The sequence below is a fragment of the Pseudomonas sp. Irchel s3b2 genome (genome assembly GCF_900187445.1).
Lineage (GTDB): Bacteria > Pseudomonadota > Gammaproteobacteria > Pseudomonadales > Pseudomonadaceae > Aquipseudomonas.
Genome location: NZ_FYEB01000002.1, coordinates 242,641 through 259,324, shown reverse-complemented (window position 1 = coordinate 259,324; position 16,684 = coordinate 242,641). Strand labels below are relative to the sequence as shown.

At 60.3% G+C, this 16,684-nt stretch carries 13 protein-coding genes and 1 pseudogene; 4 read left to right on the top strand and 10 right to left on the bottom strand.

Annotated elements, in window-relative coordinates; translation table 11 throughout:
- Nucleotides 1-125 precede the first annotated feature (125 nt).
- The gene (locus tag CKW20_RS08030) at nucleotides 126-1,493 is read left to right on the top strand and encodes an inorganic triphosphatase (protein WP_095052452.1); all 1,368 of its coding nucleotides are present in this window, start codon (nucleotides 126-128) and stop codon (nucleotides 1,491-1,493) included.
- 122 nt (nucleotides 1,494-1,615) lie between these two features.
- On the opposite strand, the gene CKW20_RS08025 is transcribed toward CKW20_RS08030, so the two are convergent.
- A complete protein-coding gene (locus CKW20_RS08025) occupies nucleotides 1,616-2,089 on the bottom strand; it encodes an Lrp/AsnC family transcriptional regulator (protein WP_008012567.1) in 474 nt (157 codons plus the stop codon).
- A 126-nt stretch (nucleotides 2,090-2,215) separates the two neighbouring features.
- Here CKW20_RS08025 and CKW20_RS08020 point away from each other — a divergent pair, with 126 nt between their 5' ends.
- The 3 genes from CKW20_RS08020 to CKW20_RS08010 all read left to right on the top strand — a co-directional run bounded on the left by CKW20_RS08020 (nucleotide 2,216) and on the right by CKW20_RS08010 (nucleotide 4,851).
- Nucleotides 2,216-2,554 (top strand): hypothetical protein, encoded by a 339-nt coding sequence (locus tag CKW20_RS08020; RefSeq protein WP_095052451.1) that lies wholly within the window; start codon nucleotides 2,216-2,218, stop codon nucleotides 2,552-2,554.
- A 90-nt stretch (nucleotides 2,555-2,644) separates the two neighbouring features.
- Complete coding sequence (locus CKW20_RS08015; protein WP_095052450.1) at nucleotides 2,645-4,429, top strand: GspE/PulE family protein; 1,785 nt, start codon at nucleotides 2,645-2,647, stop codon at nucleotides 4,427-4,429.
- Between the two features lie 101 nt (nucleotides 4,430-4,530).
- Nucleotides 4,531-4,851 carry a DUF2388 domain-containing protein gene (locus CKW20_RS08010; protein WP_095052449.1) on the top strand — a complete coding sequence of 107 codons (321 nt, stop codon included), beginning with the start codon at nucleotides 4,531-4,533 and terminating at the stop codon, nucleotides 4,849-4,851.
- Nucleotides 4,852-5,042: 191 nt separating this feature from the next.
- On the opposite strand, the gene gcvP is transcribed toward CKW20_RS08010, so the two are convergent.
- From gcvP to pepP, 9 genes and pseudogenes are all read right to left on the bottom strand, one after another.
- Nucleotides 5,043-7,916, bottom strand: a complete 2,874-nt coding sequence (gcvP, locus tag CKW20_RS08005) for an aminomethyl-transferring glycine dehydrogenase (RefSeq protein WP_095052448.1) — start codon at nucleotides 7,914-7,916, stop codon at nucleotides 5,043-5,045.
- Between the two features lie 196 nt (nucleotides 7,917-8,112).
- Nucleotides 8,113-8,496: a glycine cleavage system protein GcvH gene (gcvH, locus tag CKW20_RS08000; protein WP_038980852.1), complete on the bottom strand. Its 384-nt coding sequence runs from the start codon at nucleotides 8,494-8,496 to the stop codon at nucleotides 8,113-8,115.
- A 50-nt stretch (nucleotides 8,497-8,546) separates the two neighbouring features.
- A complete protein-coding gene (gene gcvT / locus CKW20_RS07995; RefSeq protein ID WP_095052447.1) occupies nucleotides 8,547-9,629 on the bottom strand; it encodes a glycine cleavage system aminomethyltransferase GcvT in 1,083 nt (360 codons plus the stop codon).
- Between the two features lie 155 nt (nucleotides 9,630-9,784).
- The gene (locus CKW20_RS07990; protein ID WP_095052446.1) at nucleotides 9,785-11,401 is read right to left on the bottom strand and encodes an iron ABC transporter permease; all 1,617 of its coding nucleotides are present in this window, start codon (nucleotides 11,399-11,401) and stop codon (nucleotides 9,785-9,787) included.
- A 177-nt stretch (nucleotides 11,402-11,578) separates the two neighbouring features.
- On the bottom strand, nucleotides 11,579-12,583 hold the full coding sequence (locus CKW20_RS07985) for an extracellular solute-binding protein (RefSeq protein ID WP_095052445.1): 1,005 nt from the start codon (nucleotides 12,581-12,583) through the stop codon (nucleotides 11,579-11,581).
- A 247-nt stretch (nucleotides 12,584-12,830) separates the two neighbouring features.
- Complete coding sequence (locus CKW20_RS07980) at nucleotides 12,831-14,048, bottom strand: 2-octaprenyl-3-methyl-6-methoxy-1,4-benzoquinol hydroxylase (protein ID WP_176466875.1); 1,218 nt, start codon at nucleotides 14,046-14,048, stop codon at nucleotides 12,831-12,833.
- 9 nt (nucleotides 14,049-14,057) lie between these two features.
- Nucleotides 14,058-14,150, bottom strand: a pseudogene (locus tag CKW20_RS29815) (tetrameric acyl-CoA thioesterase); the annotation flags it as partial.
- 13 nt (nucleotides 14,151-14,163) lie between these two features.
- The gene (gene ubiH / locus CKW20_RS07970) at nucleotides 14,164-15,351 is read right to left on the bottom strand and encodes a 2-octaprenyl-6-methoxyphenyl hydroxylase (protein ID WP_095052443.1); all 1,188 of its coding nucleotides are present in this window, start codon (nucleotides 15,349-15,351) and stop codon (nucleotides 14,164-14,166) included.
- The gene (gene pepP, locus CKW20_RS07965) at nucleotides 15,348-16,682 is read right to left on the bottom strand and encodes a Xaa-Pro aminopeptidase (protein WP_030129073.1); all 1,335 of its coding nucleotides are present in this window, start codon (nucleotides 16,680-16,682) and stop codon (nucleotides 15,348-15,350) included. The genes ubiH and pepP overlap by 4 nt, the downstream gene beginning before the upstream one ends.
- Nucleotides 16,683-16,684 lie beyond the last annotated feature (2 nt).

Genomic DNA, 16,684 nt, shown 5'->3' with positions numbered 1-16,684 from the left:
TCATAGAACCATCCGGCGACAGGAATAAACCGCTACGGCGCGTAGGACGGATCAGTCCTGTACACTGCACGACCTTGGCAGCCACACATTCCCCGGCTGCGCTCCCGATCCTGGATTTTCCGGCCATGCAGAAAGAAACCGAAATCAAACTCCGCGTCAGCCGCGAAACCCTCGCCGCCCTGCGCGAGCACCCGTTACTGAAAAAACGCAACAAAAGTGGCTGGGAACGCCGTGAGTTGATGAACCAGTACTTCGACACGCCTGAGCGCGACCTGGCCCGCGCCAAGATTGCCCTGCGCCTGCGCCGCGATGGCGAAGAAGTGATTCAGACCCTCAAGACCCGTGGCCAGAGCGTCGCCGGTCTGTCCGAGCGTCACGAGTACGACTGGTCCCTGCCCAAAGCCAAACTAGACGTGAAGAAACTCGACGGTGAATGCTGGCCCGAAGAGCTGGCCGAGCTGGACAAGAAGACCCTGAAAGCCATCTTCACCACCGACTTCGTTCGCGAACGCGCGGAAATCGCTTGGGGCCGTGGCAAGACCAAAGTGGTCATCGAAGCCGCGCTGGACCTGGGCCACGTAGTGGTCGGCAAGCAGAAAGAAGAAATCTGCGAGCTGGAACTGGAACTGCGCGAAGGCGAACCGGCCGCTCTGCTGGAACTGGCCGCCGAACTGGCTGCAACCCTCCCGCTGATGCCGTGCGACATCAGCAAGGCCGAACGCGGTTATCGCCTGTTCGACGCCAACAGCTACTCGCTAAGCTTGCCGGCGCCACAGATCACCGCCGAAATGCCGCTGGACGATGCGTTCGCCGCCCTGAGCTGGCATTTGCTGAGCAGCAGCCAGCGTCTGGCCGAGCAGTATCGATTCAATGGCCACTGGCGCCTGTTGCAGGACTGGGTCGAGAACCTCGCTGAAATGCGCGCGCTGATCAGCAGCCTCGGTCAGGCTGCACCGCGTCAGTCGACCCACGATCTGCGGGTCGCGCTGGATGCCCTGCTGGAAGACTGGCGCCCGCTGGTACAAGCCGGCCTGGACGATGAAGACGTGCGTAAAGCCGCGCCGGAGCAGTTCCTCGAAGAGCTGGAAGATCCGCGCTGGGGCCTGTTCTCGCTGAATACTTCGCGCTGGTTGCTGGCCCGCACCTGGGCCGCCGATCGCAATACCCGTGGCAATCGCCAGGGTGCGGCACAACTGGGCAGCTGGCTGCCGCGCATGCTGGGCGAAGAAGCCAACTCGCTGCAATTGCAGCGTTACCAACAACAACCGGAAGACTTGGCCGAACAGTTGCCGCGTATCGAGCGCATCCAGGCCTGGTTGCATCATGCCCGCGGCGTACTGGAGATCCCGGAAATGGATCGCCTTTATGGTGAGCTGAAACAGCTTGCTCTGCTAGCGAACGAGCCGATCACCGATGAAGTCCTGGATGCGCGTAAGCAGCAGGCGATCGCGGTGTATCAGAATCGCGCCTGGAAGATGCTCCTGCGTATGTAAGACCGCCATCGCGGGCAAACCTCGCTCCCACAGGATTTGGTCGACCGACCAATTGGGTTCGACCCAAATCCTGTAGGAGCGAGGCTTGCCCGCGAAGAGGCCCGTAAAAACACTTAAAATCTCTACCCCCGCAACACCGGCAAACTCGTCGTGGATTTGATCTCCGACAAAGCCACGATCGAGTTGACCTCCTGAATCCCCGGCACCATCGACAGCTTCTCGAAGAAGAAGCGCTCATAAGCCTCGATATCCGCCGTGACGATCCGCAGCAAGAAATCCACCGACCCCATCAGCACATAACATTCCAGCACTTCGGGAAAGCCGCGAATCGCCTCGGTGAACTCAGTGAAGTTCGAACGCCCATGAGCGTTGAGTTTGATCTCGGCGAAGATCTGCGTGTTAAGGCCGATTTTCTTGCGGTCAAGCAACGTCACCTGACCGCGAATGATCCCCTCCTCCTTCATCCGCTGAATCCGCCGCCAGCACGGCGACTGTGAGAGCCCCACCTGTTCGGCGATCTGTGCGCTGGAGAGCGAAGCGTCCTCTTGCAGCAACGCGAGAATCTTGCGGTCGTAGCCATCCAGCTCGCTGTGCATAGAAAAACCTATAGTTGGCACTAAATCGAATTGATCGATTCGATAAATGATCGATAAGCCCAATCATAGATAAGAAATGCCCGGCACCGAATGTAAAAATTCCTCCAGTGATTTTGGAGACCGACCATGCCGCATTTAGAAGCCGTGAACACCCCGCCCTCCCGCGCTGATGTCTGGAACGTCAGCAACGCCCACTGTCGCGCTCACTATCAATTACTGGCCGAGGCCGAGCCGGATCTGCTGTGTCGGGCGCTCAACTTGTTCGCCTTGCAATTTCTGACGCCGCAGCAAGTCAACGTGCAACGCATGGACGATCTGCTGTCGGTCGACATCGTCATGGACGGCCTGAGCTGGCACCGTGCCCAGGTGATTGCGGAAAAATTACGTAACCTGATCAGCGTCTGCTCAGTGAATCTGCAAACCGCTGATTCCGCGTGGGAAGAACCGGCTCAGGCAGCGGGCTGAAAAAACCCGACACGACTTGGTCGGGTAGTGGCCCAACGGTCTACGGGGTCGCGACTATCCTTTGCGAACGGTTGTTCATAAGGAGCCCGCATGTCCGTTCAACTTGCCACTCAGGACCGCTGGCTGGACCTCAATGATTTGCTGCGTGAACTGGTCGCCCAAGGCTTTATCAGCCAGGATTCGGCCGAACACGCACTCAACGCCCGCCGCCGTCACGCCATAAATGGTCAGCAGCACCCGCTGGAATTCATCGCCAGCCAACACCTGGACGACCTCAGCCGTCCCGGCAAACCCCTCGATCTGGAAAGCCTGACACTGTGGCTGTCTCAGCAGGCCGGTCAGCCTTACTTGCGCATCGACCCGCTGAAAATCAACGTCGCGGCCATTACGCCGTTGATGTCCTATGCCTTCGCCCAACGCCACAAAATTCTGGCAGTGTCCGTCGACCGCGATGCCGTCACTGTGGCCAGCGCCCAACCCTTCGTCAGCAGCTGGGAAGCCGACCTGACCCACGTGTTGAAGCTGCCAATCAAGCGCGTAGTGGCCAACCCGATGGATATCCAGCGCTTCAGCGTGGAGTTTTTCCGCCTGGCCAAATCGGTCACCGGCGCCACCAACGCTGATCAGCAAATAAGCACCCTGGGCAACTTCGAACAGTTGCTCAACCTCGGCGCCAGCGACCAGGAACCGGACGCCAACGACGCGCACATCGTCAACATCGTCGATTGGCTGTTCCAGTACGCGTTCCAGCAACGGGCCAGCGATATCCACATCGAACCCCGGCGCGAGCAAGGCACGGTGCGTTTTCGCATCGACGGCGTGCTGCACAACGTCTATCAATTCCCGCCGCAGGTGACCATGGCTATCGTCAGCCGCCTGAAAAGCCTGGGGCGGATGAACGTCGCGGAAAAGCGTAAACCCCAAGATGGCCGGGTCAAAACCAAAACCCCGGACGGCGGTGAAGTCGAGTTGCGCCTGTCGACATTACCCACTGCGTTCGGCGAAAAAATGGTCATGCGGATCTTCGACCCGGAAGTGCTGCTCAAGGACTTCGATCAGTTGGGTTTTTCCGCCGATGACCTGCGGCGCTGGCAGGACATGACCCGCCAACCCAATGGCATCATTCTGGTGACCGGGCCTACCGGTTCAGGCAAGACCACCACGCTGTACACCACCCTGAAGAAACTGGCGACGCCCGAGGTCAACCTCTGCACCATCGAAGACCCGATCGAAATGGTCGAGCCGGCGTTCAATCAGATGCAGGTCCAGCACAACATCGACCTGACCTTTGCCGCCGGCGTGCGCGCACTGATGCGGCAAGACCCGGACATCATCATGATCGGCGAGATCCGCGATCTCGAAACCGCCGAGATGGCGATTCAGGCCGCACTCACCGGCCACTTGGTGCTGTCGACGTTGCACACCAACGACGCCCCGAGCGCCATCAGCCGCCTGCTGGAACTTGGCGTGCCGCATTACCTGATCAAGGCCACGGTACTCGGAGTCATGGCTCAGCGTCTGGTCCGAACCTTGTGTCCTCACTGCAAAGCGCCGCTGACCTTGGGCGAGGACGACTGGCAAACCCTGACCCGGCCCTGGCAAGCGCCACTGCCAGGCAACGCACAACGTGCCATCGGTTGCCTGGAATGCCGCGAAACCGGCTATCGCGGTCGTGCCGGAGTTTACGAAATCATGCAACTGACTGACGGCATTAAAGCGCTGATCAACCCAGACACCGATTTGTTGGCAGTCCGGCGTCAGGCATTCAAGGAAGGCATGCGCAGTTTGCGCTTGTCGGGGGCGCAGAAAGTGGCGGCGGGTTTGACCACGATCGAAGAGGTGTTGCGCGTGACGCCGCAGAGCGAGCAGAAGTAGGTCATTTCAACCGCTACACACTCCGGGCCGACTAACGTCACGGAACCGGATTGGGTTATTGGCAATCAAAGCCCGCAGTTAATCCAGTGGAGTCACCTTTTATGCGTCTCAAACTTGCTGTCGCTACCCTCGCCGTGTTGTCCCTTCCAGTCGGTTCGGCGATGGCTGATGACAGCTTTTGGCGTAACGTCCTTACTTCCGGTGCCACCACCGGTACGTCCTACCTGACCTCCAGGGATCACAAGCTGGTCGTCGCCGCCCAAGACGACGCCAGCAGCTTTGTCGCCAGTGAAGGCACAATTCGCGGCCCGTACCTGGAAGCCGCGATGCAGAAAGTCCGCGCCGATAACCCTGGCCTGCAAGCCACGGACATGGAACTGGCGAATGCAATCCTGGCGAAGAACGCCATCGCCTCGAAATAAGGTTCGTTGCTGAACAAAAAATGCCGCTCTACATGAGCGGCATTTTTTTGCCCGACGCAAAACCCTGTCGATGATCGCTCCCACGCTCCGCGTGGTAGCGCCGCCATGGACGCTCTGCGTCTGCTGTTGAGACGCGGAGCATCCCGGGATGCATTCCCACGCAGAGCGTGGGAACGATCAGCCTCCCCCTGTCAGCGGTATTCATCCACCGGCACACACGCGCAAAACAGGTTACGGTCACCATAGACATTGTCCACACGGTTCACCACCGGCCAGTACTTATGGGCCTTGGTGTGAGCATCCGGCGTCACCGCCTGCTCGATGCTGTACGGCCGCTCCCAAACCCCGGTGATGTCGGCCAAGGTATGCGGCGAACGCTTCAGCGGGTTGTCCTCGGCGGGCCAATTACCGTTCTGCACCTCGGTGATTTCCGCGCGAATACTCAGCATCGCGCCGATAAAACGGTCCAGCTCCGCCTTCGATTCACTCTCGGTCGGTTCGACCATCAACGTCCCCGGCACCGGGAACGACATGGTCGGCGCATGGAAGCCGTAGTCCATCAGGCGCTTGGCAACGTCCTCTTCACTGATTCCGGTCAGCGCCTTGAGCGGCCGCAAATCGAGGATGCATTCGTGGGCCACGCGCTCGTTGCGCCCGGTGTAGAGCACCGGGAACGCCCCGGACAAATGCCGCGCCAGGTAATTCGCGGCGAGAATCGCTACCTCGCTCGCGTCTGCCAGTTGAGGCCCCATCATGGCGATATACATCCAGCTGATGGGCAGAATGCTTGCACTGCCCCAAGGGGCCGCGCTCACTGCGCCGTTTTCCGGTAGCGGGCCATCGATTGGCACCACTGGGTGATTGGCGACGAATGGCGCCAGGTGCGCCCGAACGCCGATCGGGCCCATCCCCGGTCCGCCACCGCCGTGGGGAATGCAGAAGGTTTTGTGCAGGTTCATGTGCGACACGTCGGCACCGATGTCTGCCGGCCTTGCCAATCCAACCTGCGCATTAAGGTTGGCGCCATCCATGTACACCTGACCACCATGGCTGTGGATAACTTCGCAGATCTCGCTGATGCCTTCCTCGTAGACCCCGTGGGTAGAAGGATAAGTCGCCATCAGGCAGGCGAGTTTATCCCCCGCCTCCGTGGCCTTTTCCTTCAGATCATTCAGATCGACATTACCCCCCTCATCGCACTCGACGATCACTACCCGCATCCCGGCCATTTGCGCCGAGGCCGGGTTGGTGCCGTGGGCCGAAGACGGGATCAGGCAGATATCCCGCGCGCCCTGATGGCGGCTCTCGTGATATTTACGGATCGCCAGCAACCCGGCGTACTCACCCTGAGCGCCCGAGTTGGGTTGCATACAGATCGCATCGAAACCGGTGATCGCGCAGAGCCAGCGCTCCAGTTCCTCGATCATCAAGGAATAACCCACCACCTGCTCTTTCGGCACAAACGGATGCAGGTTGGCGAACTGCGGCCAGGTGATGGGGATCATCTCGCTGGTGGCATTGAGCTTCATGGTGCAGGAGCCCAGCGGAATCATCGATTGATTGAGCGCCAGGTCTTTGTTTTCCAGCTGCTTGAGATAACGCAGCATTTCGGTTTCGCTGTGATGAGCGTTGAACACCGGATGACGCAGATACGGCGTACTGCGCTGCAACCCGGCAGGAATGCCGGATGCCAGCGCTTCAGCGTCCAACTCGTCGACGTTGAGTCCATGATCGGCACCGAGAAACACATCGAACAGCTTCGCCACGGTGGTTTCGTCACAGGTTTCGTCGAGGCTCAGGCCGAGCTGTCCACGACCGAGAATGCGCAAGTTGATCTGCGCCGCATGGGCACTTTCAATGATCGCGGTCTGAGTGCCACCGACCTCCAGGGTCAATGTGTCGAAGAAATGTTGGTTGAGACGGGCAATGCCGTGACGCTCCAGGCCGGCAGCGAGGATGCAGGTCAGCCGATGGATGCGTTGGGCAATCCGTTTGAGCCCTTCCGGACCGTGGTAGACCGCGTAGAAACTGGCGATGTTGGCCAGCAGCACCTGAGCGGTGCAGATGTTGGAATTGGCTTTCTCCCGGCGGATATGTTGCTCGCGGGTTTGCAGGGCCATGCGCAGGGCGACGTTGCCGCGGGCATCTTTCGACACGCCGATGATCCGCCCGGGAATCGCCCGTTTGTATTCGTCGCGACTGGCAAAAAACGCCGCGTGCGGGCCGCCGTAACCCATGGGCACGCCGAATCGCTGGGACGAACCGAACACCACGTCGGCGCCCAGCTCACCCGGCGGGGTCAGCAACAGCAGACTTAGCAGATCAGTCGCCACACAGGCCAGAGCTTGCTGGGCATGCAGATGATCGATCAATGGGCGCAGATCACGCACTTCACCATGGGTGTCGGGATATTGCAGCAGCGCACCGAACACCAGATGCTGTTTCAAGTTATCCACAGCGTCGACGATCAGCTCGAAACCGAACCCTTCGGCCCGGGTCCGCACCACGGAAATGGTCTGCGGGTGGCAATTCTCATCGACGAAAAAAAGGTTGCTCCTGGATTTAGCCACGCGCTTGGCCAGTGCCATGGCCTCGGCTGCCGCCGTGGCTTCATCGAGCAGCGAGGCGTTGGCCAGTTCCAGGCCGGTCAGGTCGATGGTCAGTTGCTGGAAATTCAGCAACGCTTCGAGCCGGCCTTGGGCGATCTCTGGTTGATAGGGCGTATAGGCGGTGTACCAACCGGGATTTTCCAGCACGTTGCGCAGGATGACGGCCGGCGTGAGGGTGCCGTGGTATCCCATGCCGATCAGGCTGGTCCAGACCTGATTCTGCTCGGCGTAGCTGCGCAGTTTGGCCAGCGCGGCTTCCTCGTCGAGGGCCGGCGGCAAGTCCAGTGGCCGGTTGAGGCGGATTCCCGGCGGCACCGTCTGCTCGATCAGCTCGATCCGGCTGCCTAGGCCGAGGCTGTCGAGCATCGCCTGCTGCTCGGCGGCATCGGGGCCCAGATGGCGGCGCAGGAAGGTATTGGGGTCGCGTAACTGGCTCAAGGACGGCAACTGGGACATGACGGGCTCTCTCTTGACTGGCGCTCGGCGTCGATGCAATGCGGTCAAACCAGCATAGCAGTCGCTGTCGAGGAGCCATTGAGAGTCATACAAGAACGGTGTAGGAGCTGCCGAAGGCTGCGATCTTTTGACCTTGATTTTTAAAAAACAAGATCAAAAGATCGCAGCCTTCGGCAGCTCCTACACGGGGCGAGCATTACTCGCCAATAGCAGCCTTGTAAGCCACCGGGTCGAGCAGGTTGTTCAGCTCAGAGGTATCGCTTGGCTCGAGTTTGAAGAACCAGCTGTCATAAGGCGCGCTGTTGACCAGTTCAGGGTTGTTGGCCAATTCTTCGTTAACGGCAATGACTGTGCCGGAAACTGGCGAGTAGATATCGGACGCGGCCTTGACCGATTCGACTACACCCGCAGCTTCACCGGCAGCGAACACTTTGCCGATTTCCGGCAGCTCGACGAACACCACATCACCCAAAGCTTCCTGAGCATGGTCTGAAATACCCACTTTCACGCCGCCATCATGGTCTAGACGGGCCCATTCGTGACTTTCGGCAAAACGCAGGTCGACAGGGATTTCGCTCATGTTCTGTGTCCTCAAGAAAAATGTCAGCGGTCATTGCCCGCCAGAAAAAGTTAGATCAAGGTTTTGCCGTGGCGTACGAAGGTCGGTTTGACCACTCGAACGGGGTACCACTTGCCACGGATTTCCACTTCAGCGCGGTCGGCGGTGGCCACCGGCACGCGCGCCAGTGCTATCGACTTGCTAAGCGTAGGAGAGAAACTACCACTGGTGATCTCCCCTTCGCCAACATCGGCGATGCGAACCACCTGATGCGCCCGCAAAACGCCACGTTCCTCAAGGACCAGACCCACCAGTTTGTGCTGCACGCCGCTGGCCTTTTCCGCTTCCAGGGCAGTGCGGCCGATGAAATGGCGAGTGGCCGGTTCCCAGGCAATGCTCCAGTCCATGTTGGAGGCCAATGGCGAAACGTCTTGATGAATGTCCTGTCCGTAGAGGTTCATGCCAGCTTCGACCCGCAAGGTATCGCGCGCGCCGAGGCCGATCGGGGAGATGCCCGCTCCCACCAGATCGTTGAAGAAGCCCGGTGCCTGATCGGCCGGCAGCACGATTTCCAGACCATCCTCACCGGTGTAACCGGTGCGCGCGATGAACCAGTCACCGTCGGTCTGACCTTCAAAATATTTGAGTTGTTGAATGAGCGTGCCACGGGACTGAGTCACCAGTTCGGCAATCTTGTGCCGGGCGTGAGGCCCTTGAATGGCCAGCATCGCCAGCTCGGAGCGCTCGTTGAGTTGCACCTCGAAGTCGCCGAGATGAGCTTGCATCCAAGCCAGGTCCTGATTGCGGGTGGAGGCGTTGACCACCAGGCGATAACCGTCCTCGAGACGGTAGACGATCATGTCGTCGACGATACCGCCGTGCTCGTTGAGCATGGCGCTGTACAAGGCACGGCCAGGGCTGTGCAGGCGTTCGACGTCATTGGCCAGTAAATACTGAAGCCAGGCCTTGGCCTGGGGGCCGTCAACATCGATCACGGTCATGTGGGATACATCGAAAACCCCGCAATCGCGGCGCACCTGATGGTGTTCCTCGACTTGCGAGCCGTAATGCAGAGGCATATCCCAACCGCCAAAATCGACCATCTTCGCGCCGAGAGCGAGATGAAGGTCATACAGAGGCGTACGCTGTCCCATGGGTTTCTCCTTCCGGGCGTGGCGAAGGTGCGGGCAGGCGCTGTACGGGATGAAATGCCTGTAAATAAAGGCTTTCAGCCGATTTCAGCAACCCGATCCGAGGACGGACCGCACCGAATGCCGCGCATTGTAGCCGCAAGGTGTAGGACTGACACCTACGCGTTTCGATGCGCCGAACGTCGGATCAATCCGATGACCGGTAACAGCCCGACCAACACCAGTGTCAGTGCCGGCAACGAGGCCCTCGCCCACTCGCCCTCGCTGGTCATTTCAAAGATCCGCACTGCCAGCGTGTCCCAGCCGAATGGGCGCATCAGCAGGGTCGCGGGCATTTCCTTGAGCACATCGACGAACACCAGCAATGCAGCGCTCAACGTGCCCGGCAGCAGCAGCGGCAGATACACTTTGAAAAATAGTCGTGGCCCGCTGACGCCAAGGCTACGTGCTGCTTCAGGCAAAGATGGCCGTATTCGCGCCAGACTGCTTTCAAGCGGTCCATAGGCCACTGCAATAAAACGCACCAGATAGGCCAGCAACAACGCCGACAAACTGCCCAGCAGCAACGGTTTGCCCGCGCCGCCAAGCCAGCCCGACAGCGGGATTACCAGTTCGCGATCCAGGTAACTGAACGCCAGCATGATCGATACCGCCAGCACCGAGCCCGGCAAGGCATAACCAAGGTTGGCCAGGCTGATGCCGGAACGAATCGCACGGGTCGGCGCCAATCGACGGGCAAAGGCCAGCACCAGCGCGACACTGACGGTGATCAACGCCGCCATGCCGCCCAAGTACAGGGTATGGATGATCAATCCGGTATAGCGCTCATCCAGATCGAAGCGTCCGCGTTGCCAGAACCACACCACCAGTTGCAGCACGGGAATGACGAAGGCGCAGGCGAATACCAGACCGCACCAGCTCATGGCCGCCAGCGCCTTGACCCCGCGCAGGTGATACAACGCCTTGACCCGTGGCCGCTCGTTGCTCGCCCGGTTGGCCCCGCGGGCACGGCGCTCGCCATACAGCACCACCATCACCACCAACAGCAACAGGCTGGCCAGTTGCGCGGCGGTGGAAAGGCTGAAGAAGCCGTACCAGGTTTTGTAGATAGCGGTGGTGAACGTATCGAAGTTGAACACCGACACCGCACCGAAATCCGCCAGGGTTTCCATCAGCGCCAACGCCACTCCCGCGCCGATGGCCGGACGTGCCATGGGCAACGCCACGTGCCAGAACGCCTGCCACGGGGATTGTCCAAGGACTCGCGCTGCTTCCATCAAGCCTTTGCCCTGAGCCAGGAATGCGGTACGCGCCAATAAGTAAACGTACGGATAGAAAACCAGTACCAGCACCAGAATCACACCGCCCGTGGAGCGCACTCGCGGTAGCCTCAAACCGCTGCCGAACCATTCGCGCAGTAGGGTTTGCACGGGGCCGGCGAAATCCAGCAGGCCGACGAAGACGAAGGCCAGCACGTAAGCAGGAATCGCAAACGGCAACATCAGCGCCCAATCCAGCCAACGCCGCCCGGGGAATTCGCAGAGGCTGGTGAGCCAGGCCAGGCTGACGCCCAGCAGCGTTACGCCGAAACCGACGCCGAGTACCAGCGTGAGGGTATTGCCCAACAACCGTGGCATCTGGGTATCCCACAGGTGGGACCAGATTTGCTGATCGATGGTTTGCCACGAGAGAAGCAAGACGCTCAGGGGCAGCAGGACCAGCGCAGCAATGGCGAAGACCAGGGGATACCAGCGGCGTTGGGCGGGGTGGGCCAAGGAAAGCTCTCGTTTAAATGATTGTGCCCACGCTCTGCGTGGGCACACATCTTGTGACGCTCTGCGTCACGCCTCGACGCGGAGCGTCGGTGGATGCATTCCCACGCAGAGCGTGGGAATGATCAGGCCGGCAGGGACACCGCTGACTTCATTCTGTGGCGCAGTATATCGACAGACTCAGTTCCAGCCAGCCCGATCCATCATCCGGATCGCTTCTGCCTGACGCTTGCCAGCCACTTCCACCGGCAGGGTATCGGCAACGAACTTGCCCCAGGCCGCTACTTCTTCCGAAGGAGCCACTGCCGGGTTGGCCGGGAATTCCTGGTTCACGTCAGCGAAAATCTTCTGCGCTTCAGGCGTGGTCATCCACTCCACAAGCGCCTTGGCAGCTTGCGGGTGCGGCGCGTGCTTGGTTAGGCCGATGCCCGACAGGTTGACGTGCACGCCACGATCGCCCTGATTCGGCCAGAACAGCTTCACCGGCAGGTCCGGCTTCTGTTTGTGCAAACGGCCATAGTAGTAAGTGTTGACGATACCGACATCGCACTGACCGGCGTTGATCGCCTCCAGTACGGCGATGTCGTCGGAGAACACGTCTGTGGACAGGTTATTGACCCAACCCTTGAGGATCTTCTCGGTTTTCTCGGCACCATGGACTTCGATCATGGTGGCGGTCAGGGACTGGTTGTAGACCTTCTTCGCCGTGCGCAAGCACAGACGGCCTTCCCACTGTTTGTCGGCCAGGGCTTCGTAGGTGGTCAGCTCACCGGGTTTCACCCGGTCGGTGGAGTAGGCGATGGTCCGCGCCCGCAGGCTCAGGCCGGTCCAGGCATGGGAAGAAGCGCGATACTGCAGCGGGATGTTGGCGTCGATCACCTTGGAGGTGAATGGCTGGAGGATGCCCATCTGCTCGGCCTGCCAGAGGTTGCCGGCATCGACGGTCAGCAGCAGGTCGGCGGTGGCGTTTTCGCCCTCGGCCTTGATCCGCTGCATCAGCGGCGCTTCCTTGTCGGTGATGAACTTCACCTGCACGCCGGTTTTCTGGGTGTAGGCATCGAAGACCGGCTTGATCAGCTCATCGATACGCGAGGAGTAAACCACCACCTCGTCGGCAGCCTGGGCGGCGGTGCTGCCAATCAGGGTCAGGGCCAGTGCGGTCAGTAGACGCTTGGGTGCCAACATGGAAGCGGTCTCTCGAATGGGGAATTGATGCCAAATGATAAGGACTCACATTTCGTTTCTCAATCGAACAGTGGATTGAGGCGTTACCAGATGTTGCACAGCTGGGATTGGTGGTGGATGTACCGACGCCTTCGCGGGCAAGCCTCGCTCCTACAGGTTTTTGTGTCGTTCGCCAATGTCGCGATTGACTCAATACCTGTAGGAGCGAGGCTTGCCCGCGAAGAGGCCATCAGCCCCAACGAAGATCTCAAGCCTTGGCCAGCGCCGGCAGATCCCCGATCAACCCAAGCGCCTCACGCACGAACAACGCCTTGGCCTCAGGCATCTGATCGACCATCTTCAACCCGGTATTACGCAACCAGCGCACCGGCAACGGATCGGCCTGGAACAAACGCTCGAATCCTTCCATCGCTGCCATCAACGCCAGGTTGTGGGGCATGCGCCGACGTTCATAACGACTGAGCACTTTCACGTCCGCCAACCGCTCACCCCGCGCAGCCGCTTGCAGCAGCACTTCGGCCAGTACCGCGGCATCGAGGAAACCGAGGTTCACGCCCTGCCCCGCCAACGGATGGATGGTGTGGGCCGCGTCGCCGATCAGCGCCAGGCCTTCAGCCACGTAACGCTTGGCATGACGCTGACGCAGCGGCACGCACAGGCGCGGGTCAGCGCTGAGCACCGTGCCGAGACAGCCTTCGAAGGCCTGCTCCAACTCCTTGCAGAAGCCTTCGTCGTCCAGCGCCATCAGGTGTTCGGCTTCGCTCGGCGTGGTCGACCAGACGATCGAGCACCAATCCTGTTGACCGTCCCGCTCCAACGGCAGAAACGCCAGCGGGCCGTTGTCGGTGAATCGTTGCCACGCGGTCATTCGATGAGGTTTTGCGCTGCGCACGCTGGTGACGATCGCATGGTGCATGTAATCCCATTCGCGGGTCGCAACCCCGGTCAGACGCCGCACAGCCGAGTTGGCGCCATCCGCCGCGATCACCAAAGGCGCCCGCAAGGTGCGGCCATCGGCCAGGGTCAGGAGCCAGTCGTCACCGGAGCGGCGCATCTGCTCCAGACGCGCATTGGCGAGCATCCCGAGATCGCAGTCGTGCAGTCGATCGAGCAAGGCGTCCTGAACCACGCGATTCTCGACGATATGCCCGAGCACTTCGGCATGCACACTGGTCGCCGAGAAATGGATCTGCCCGGTGCCGCTGCCGTCCCAGACGTGCATGTCGGTGTATGGACTACTGCGTCGATTGGCGATGCCATCCCAGACGCCCAGACGTTCGAGTATTCGCTGGCTGGCCGCCGACAAGGCGCTCACCCGTGGTTCGAACGGAGCCTGCCCATCGAAGGGTTTGACGCTCAGGGGGCTACCGTCCAACAGCAGGACTTCAAGCCCACTGTTTTGTAACGCCAGCGCCAGGGCACTGCCGACCATTCCGGCTCCGACAATCAGCAGATCTGCGCGCATTTCCATGCTTTAAGCCTGTCTCGCTTGCGGTTTGAGCCGCAGGTAAAGGGTTTCTTCAACGCGTGTCAGCAAAGTGCTCGCGCTGTCATGAATATCGACTTGCCAGTGCGCAGGCTCAAACATCGGGACGCGTACCCAAACCCATGGCCTGCCGGGCGAACCAGCGCTTGGCCGGCGGCAGCAAATCGAGGCCGAGCAACCCAATGTTGCGCCCCAGGGAAACCAGCGGCTGAGTGCTGCCAAATAACCGGGTGACCTGATCAGAAAAGCCCACGGTCAGGTTCTGATCCATTCGCTGACGCTCTCGATAAGCCTGCAAGGTGACGAAATCGCCCAGTGCGGTCTCGCTGCCCAACAAAGTATCGGCCAAGGCCTGGGCATCGCGCAGGGACAAGTTGAAACCCTGTCCGGCAATCGGATGCAGGCTATGGGCGGCGTTGCCGAGAATCGCCAGGTGCGGGCGAACCTGTTCCTCGGCCTCGATCAGCGACAGCGGATATAGATGCCGTGCGCCAACCTGCTTCAGCGTGCCCAGGCGATAACCGAAAATGCCCTGCAACTCGCCGAGAAAGCTGCGCTCATCAAGGACTGCCAGCCGTTGCGCATCCATGCCCAGACGAGTCCAGACCAGAGCGCAGCGGTTTTCCGGCAATGGCAGCAAAGCCATTGGGCCGTCGTCGGTGAAGCGCTCGAAGGCCATGCCGTTGTGGGCCTCGCTCGGGGTGATGTTGGCGATCAGCGCGCTCTGGTTGTACGGGCGTTTTTTGATGCCGATCCCCAGTTGTTCACGCAGACCCGAACGCCCGCCATCGGCCAACACCGCAAGGTCGCATTCCAGCAGGGTTTCATCGTCGAGCGTCAGGCTATAGCCGTCGGTCAGCGGCTCCATGCGGGTAACTTCCGCCGGGCAACGCCAACTGATCACGTCCTTGTCCAGACCTTGCCAGAGGCATTGTCCGAGCCAGGCGTTTTCCACCACATAACCCAGCGCCGGAACGCCTTCTTCCATCGCCGACAGCCGCGCTGTGGAGAAACGTCCACGGTCGGAAACATGAATCTGCTTGATCGGCTCGGCGCGGCGGGAGATTTCCTGCCACACGCCCAACCGTTGATAAATCTGCCGGGCGCCGAACGACAGCGCCGAAGAACGGGCGTCATAGCTCGGCTGGTAGGTGTGGCCGGGGGCAAACGGTTCGATCAGCACAATCTTCCAGCCACGGGCCTTGGCCCCGGCCTGCAATGCCAACGCCAGACTGGCGCCGACCAGGCCACCACCGATGATTGCCAGATTGACTCGACTCATGCTGCTTGTGTCCGTGCAGCGGCCATCAAGGCTTCGATCTCGGCGACCGTTTTCGGTACGCCGTTAGTCAGGATTTCACAACCGGTTTTGGTGACCACCACGTCGTCCTCAATGCGCACGCCAATGCCGCGCCATTTTTTCGCCACGCTCTGGTTGTCCGCAGCAATATAAATGCCCGGCTCGACCGTCAGCGCCATGCCGACTTCCAGCACGCGCCATTCACCGCCCACCTTGTACTCGCCGACATCATGCACATCCATGCCCAGCCAGTGGCCGGCACGGTGCATGTAAAACGCTTTATAGGCTTCGCTGGCGATCAACTCGTCGACGTCGCCCTGCAACAGGCCCAGCTTCACCAGCCCGGCGGTAATGACACGGACCGTGGCTTCATGCGCCTGATTCCAGTGTTTGTTCGGGGCGATTTCGGCAAACGCCGCTTCCTGGGAAGCCAGGACCAACTCGTAAATCGCCTTCTGCTCCGGTGAATACTTGCCGTTGACCGGCCAGGTGCGGGTGATGTCACTGGCGTAGCAGTCGATCTCGCAACCGGCGTCGATCAGCACCAGATCGCCGTCCTTGAGCACCGCGTCATTCTGTTGGTAATGCAGGATGCAGCTGTTGCGCCCCGCCGCGACGATCGACCCATAGGCCGGCATCTTCGCTCCGCCCTTGCGGAACTCGTAATCGAGCTCGGCTTCGAGACTGAACTCATGCAAACCGGCACGGCTGGCCTGCATCGCACGAATATGTGCCTGGGCGGAAATCCGTGCGGCTTCGCGCATCACCTTCACTTCTGCCGCCGATTTATACAGGCGCATGTCGTGAAGCAGATGATCCAGGGCAACGAATTCGTTCGGCGGCTGGGCGCCGAGGTGCGCTTTAGAGCGGATCACGTTGATCCAGTCCATCAGGTGCCGATCGAATTCCGGATTGCTGCCCATGGCCGAATACACCCGGTCGCGACCTTCGATCAGGCCCGGCAGGATGTCGTCAATGTCGGTGATGGGGAATGCGTCGTCGGCGCCGAAGTCGCGGATCGCGCCTTCCTGGCCGGCACGCAGGCCGTCCCACAACTCTCGCTCGGCATTACGCTCCCGGCAAAACAGCACGTATTCGCCATGCTCACGGCCAGGCATCAAGACGATGACGGCCTGAGGCTCGGGAAAACCGCTGAGATACTGGAAATCGCTGTCCTGGCGGTAGACGTGCTCGACATCGCGGTTGCGGATGGCCACCGCGGCGGCGGGCAGGATGGCGATGCTGTTGGGTTCCATCTGCGCCATCAAGGCCTTGCGGCGACGGCTGTATTCCGATTTCGGGATATGGATCATGG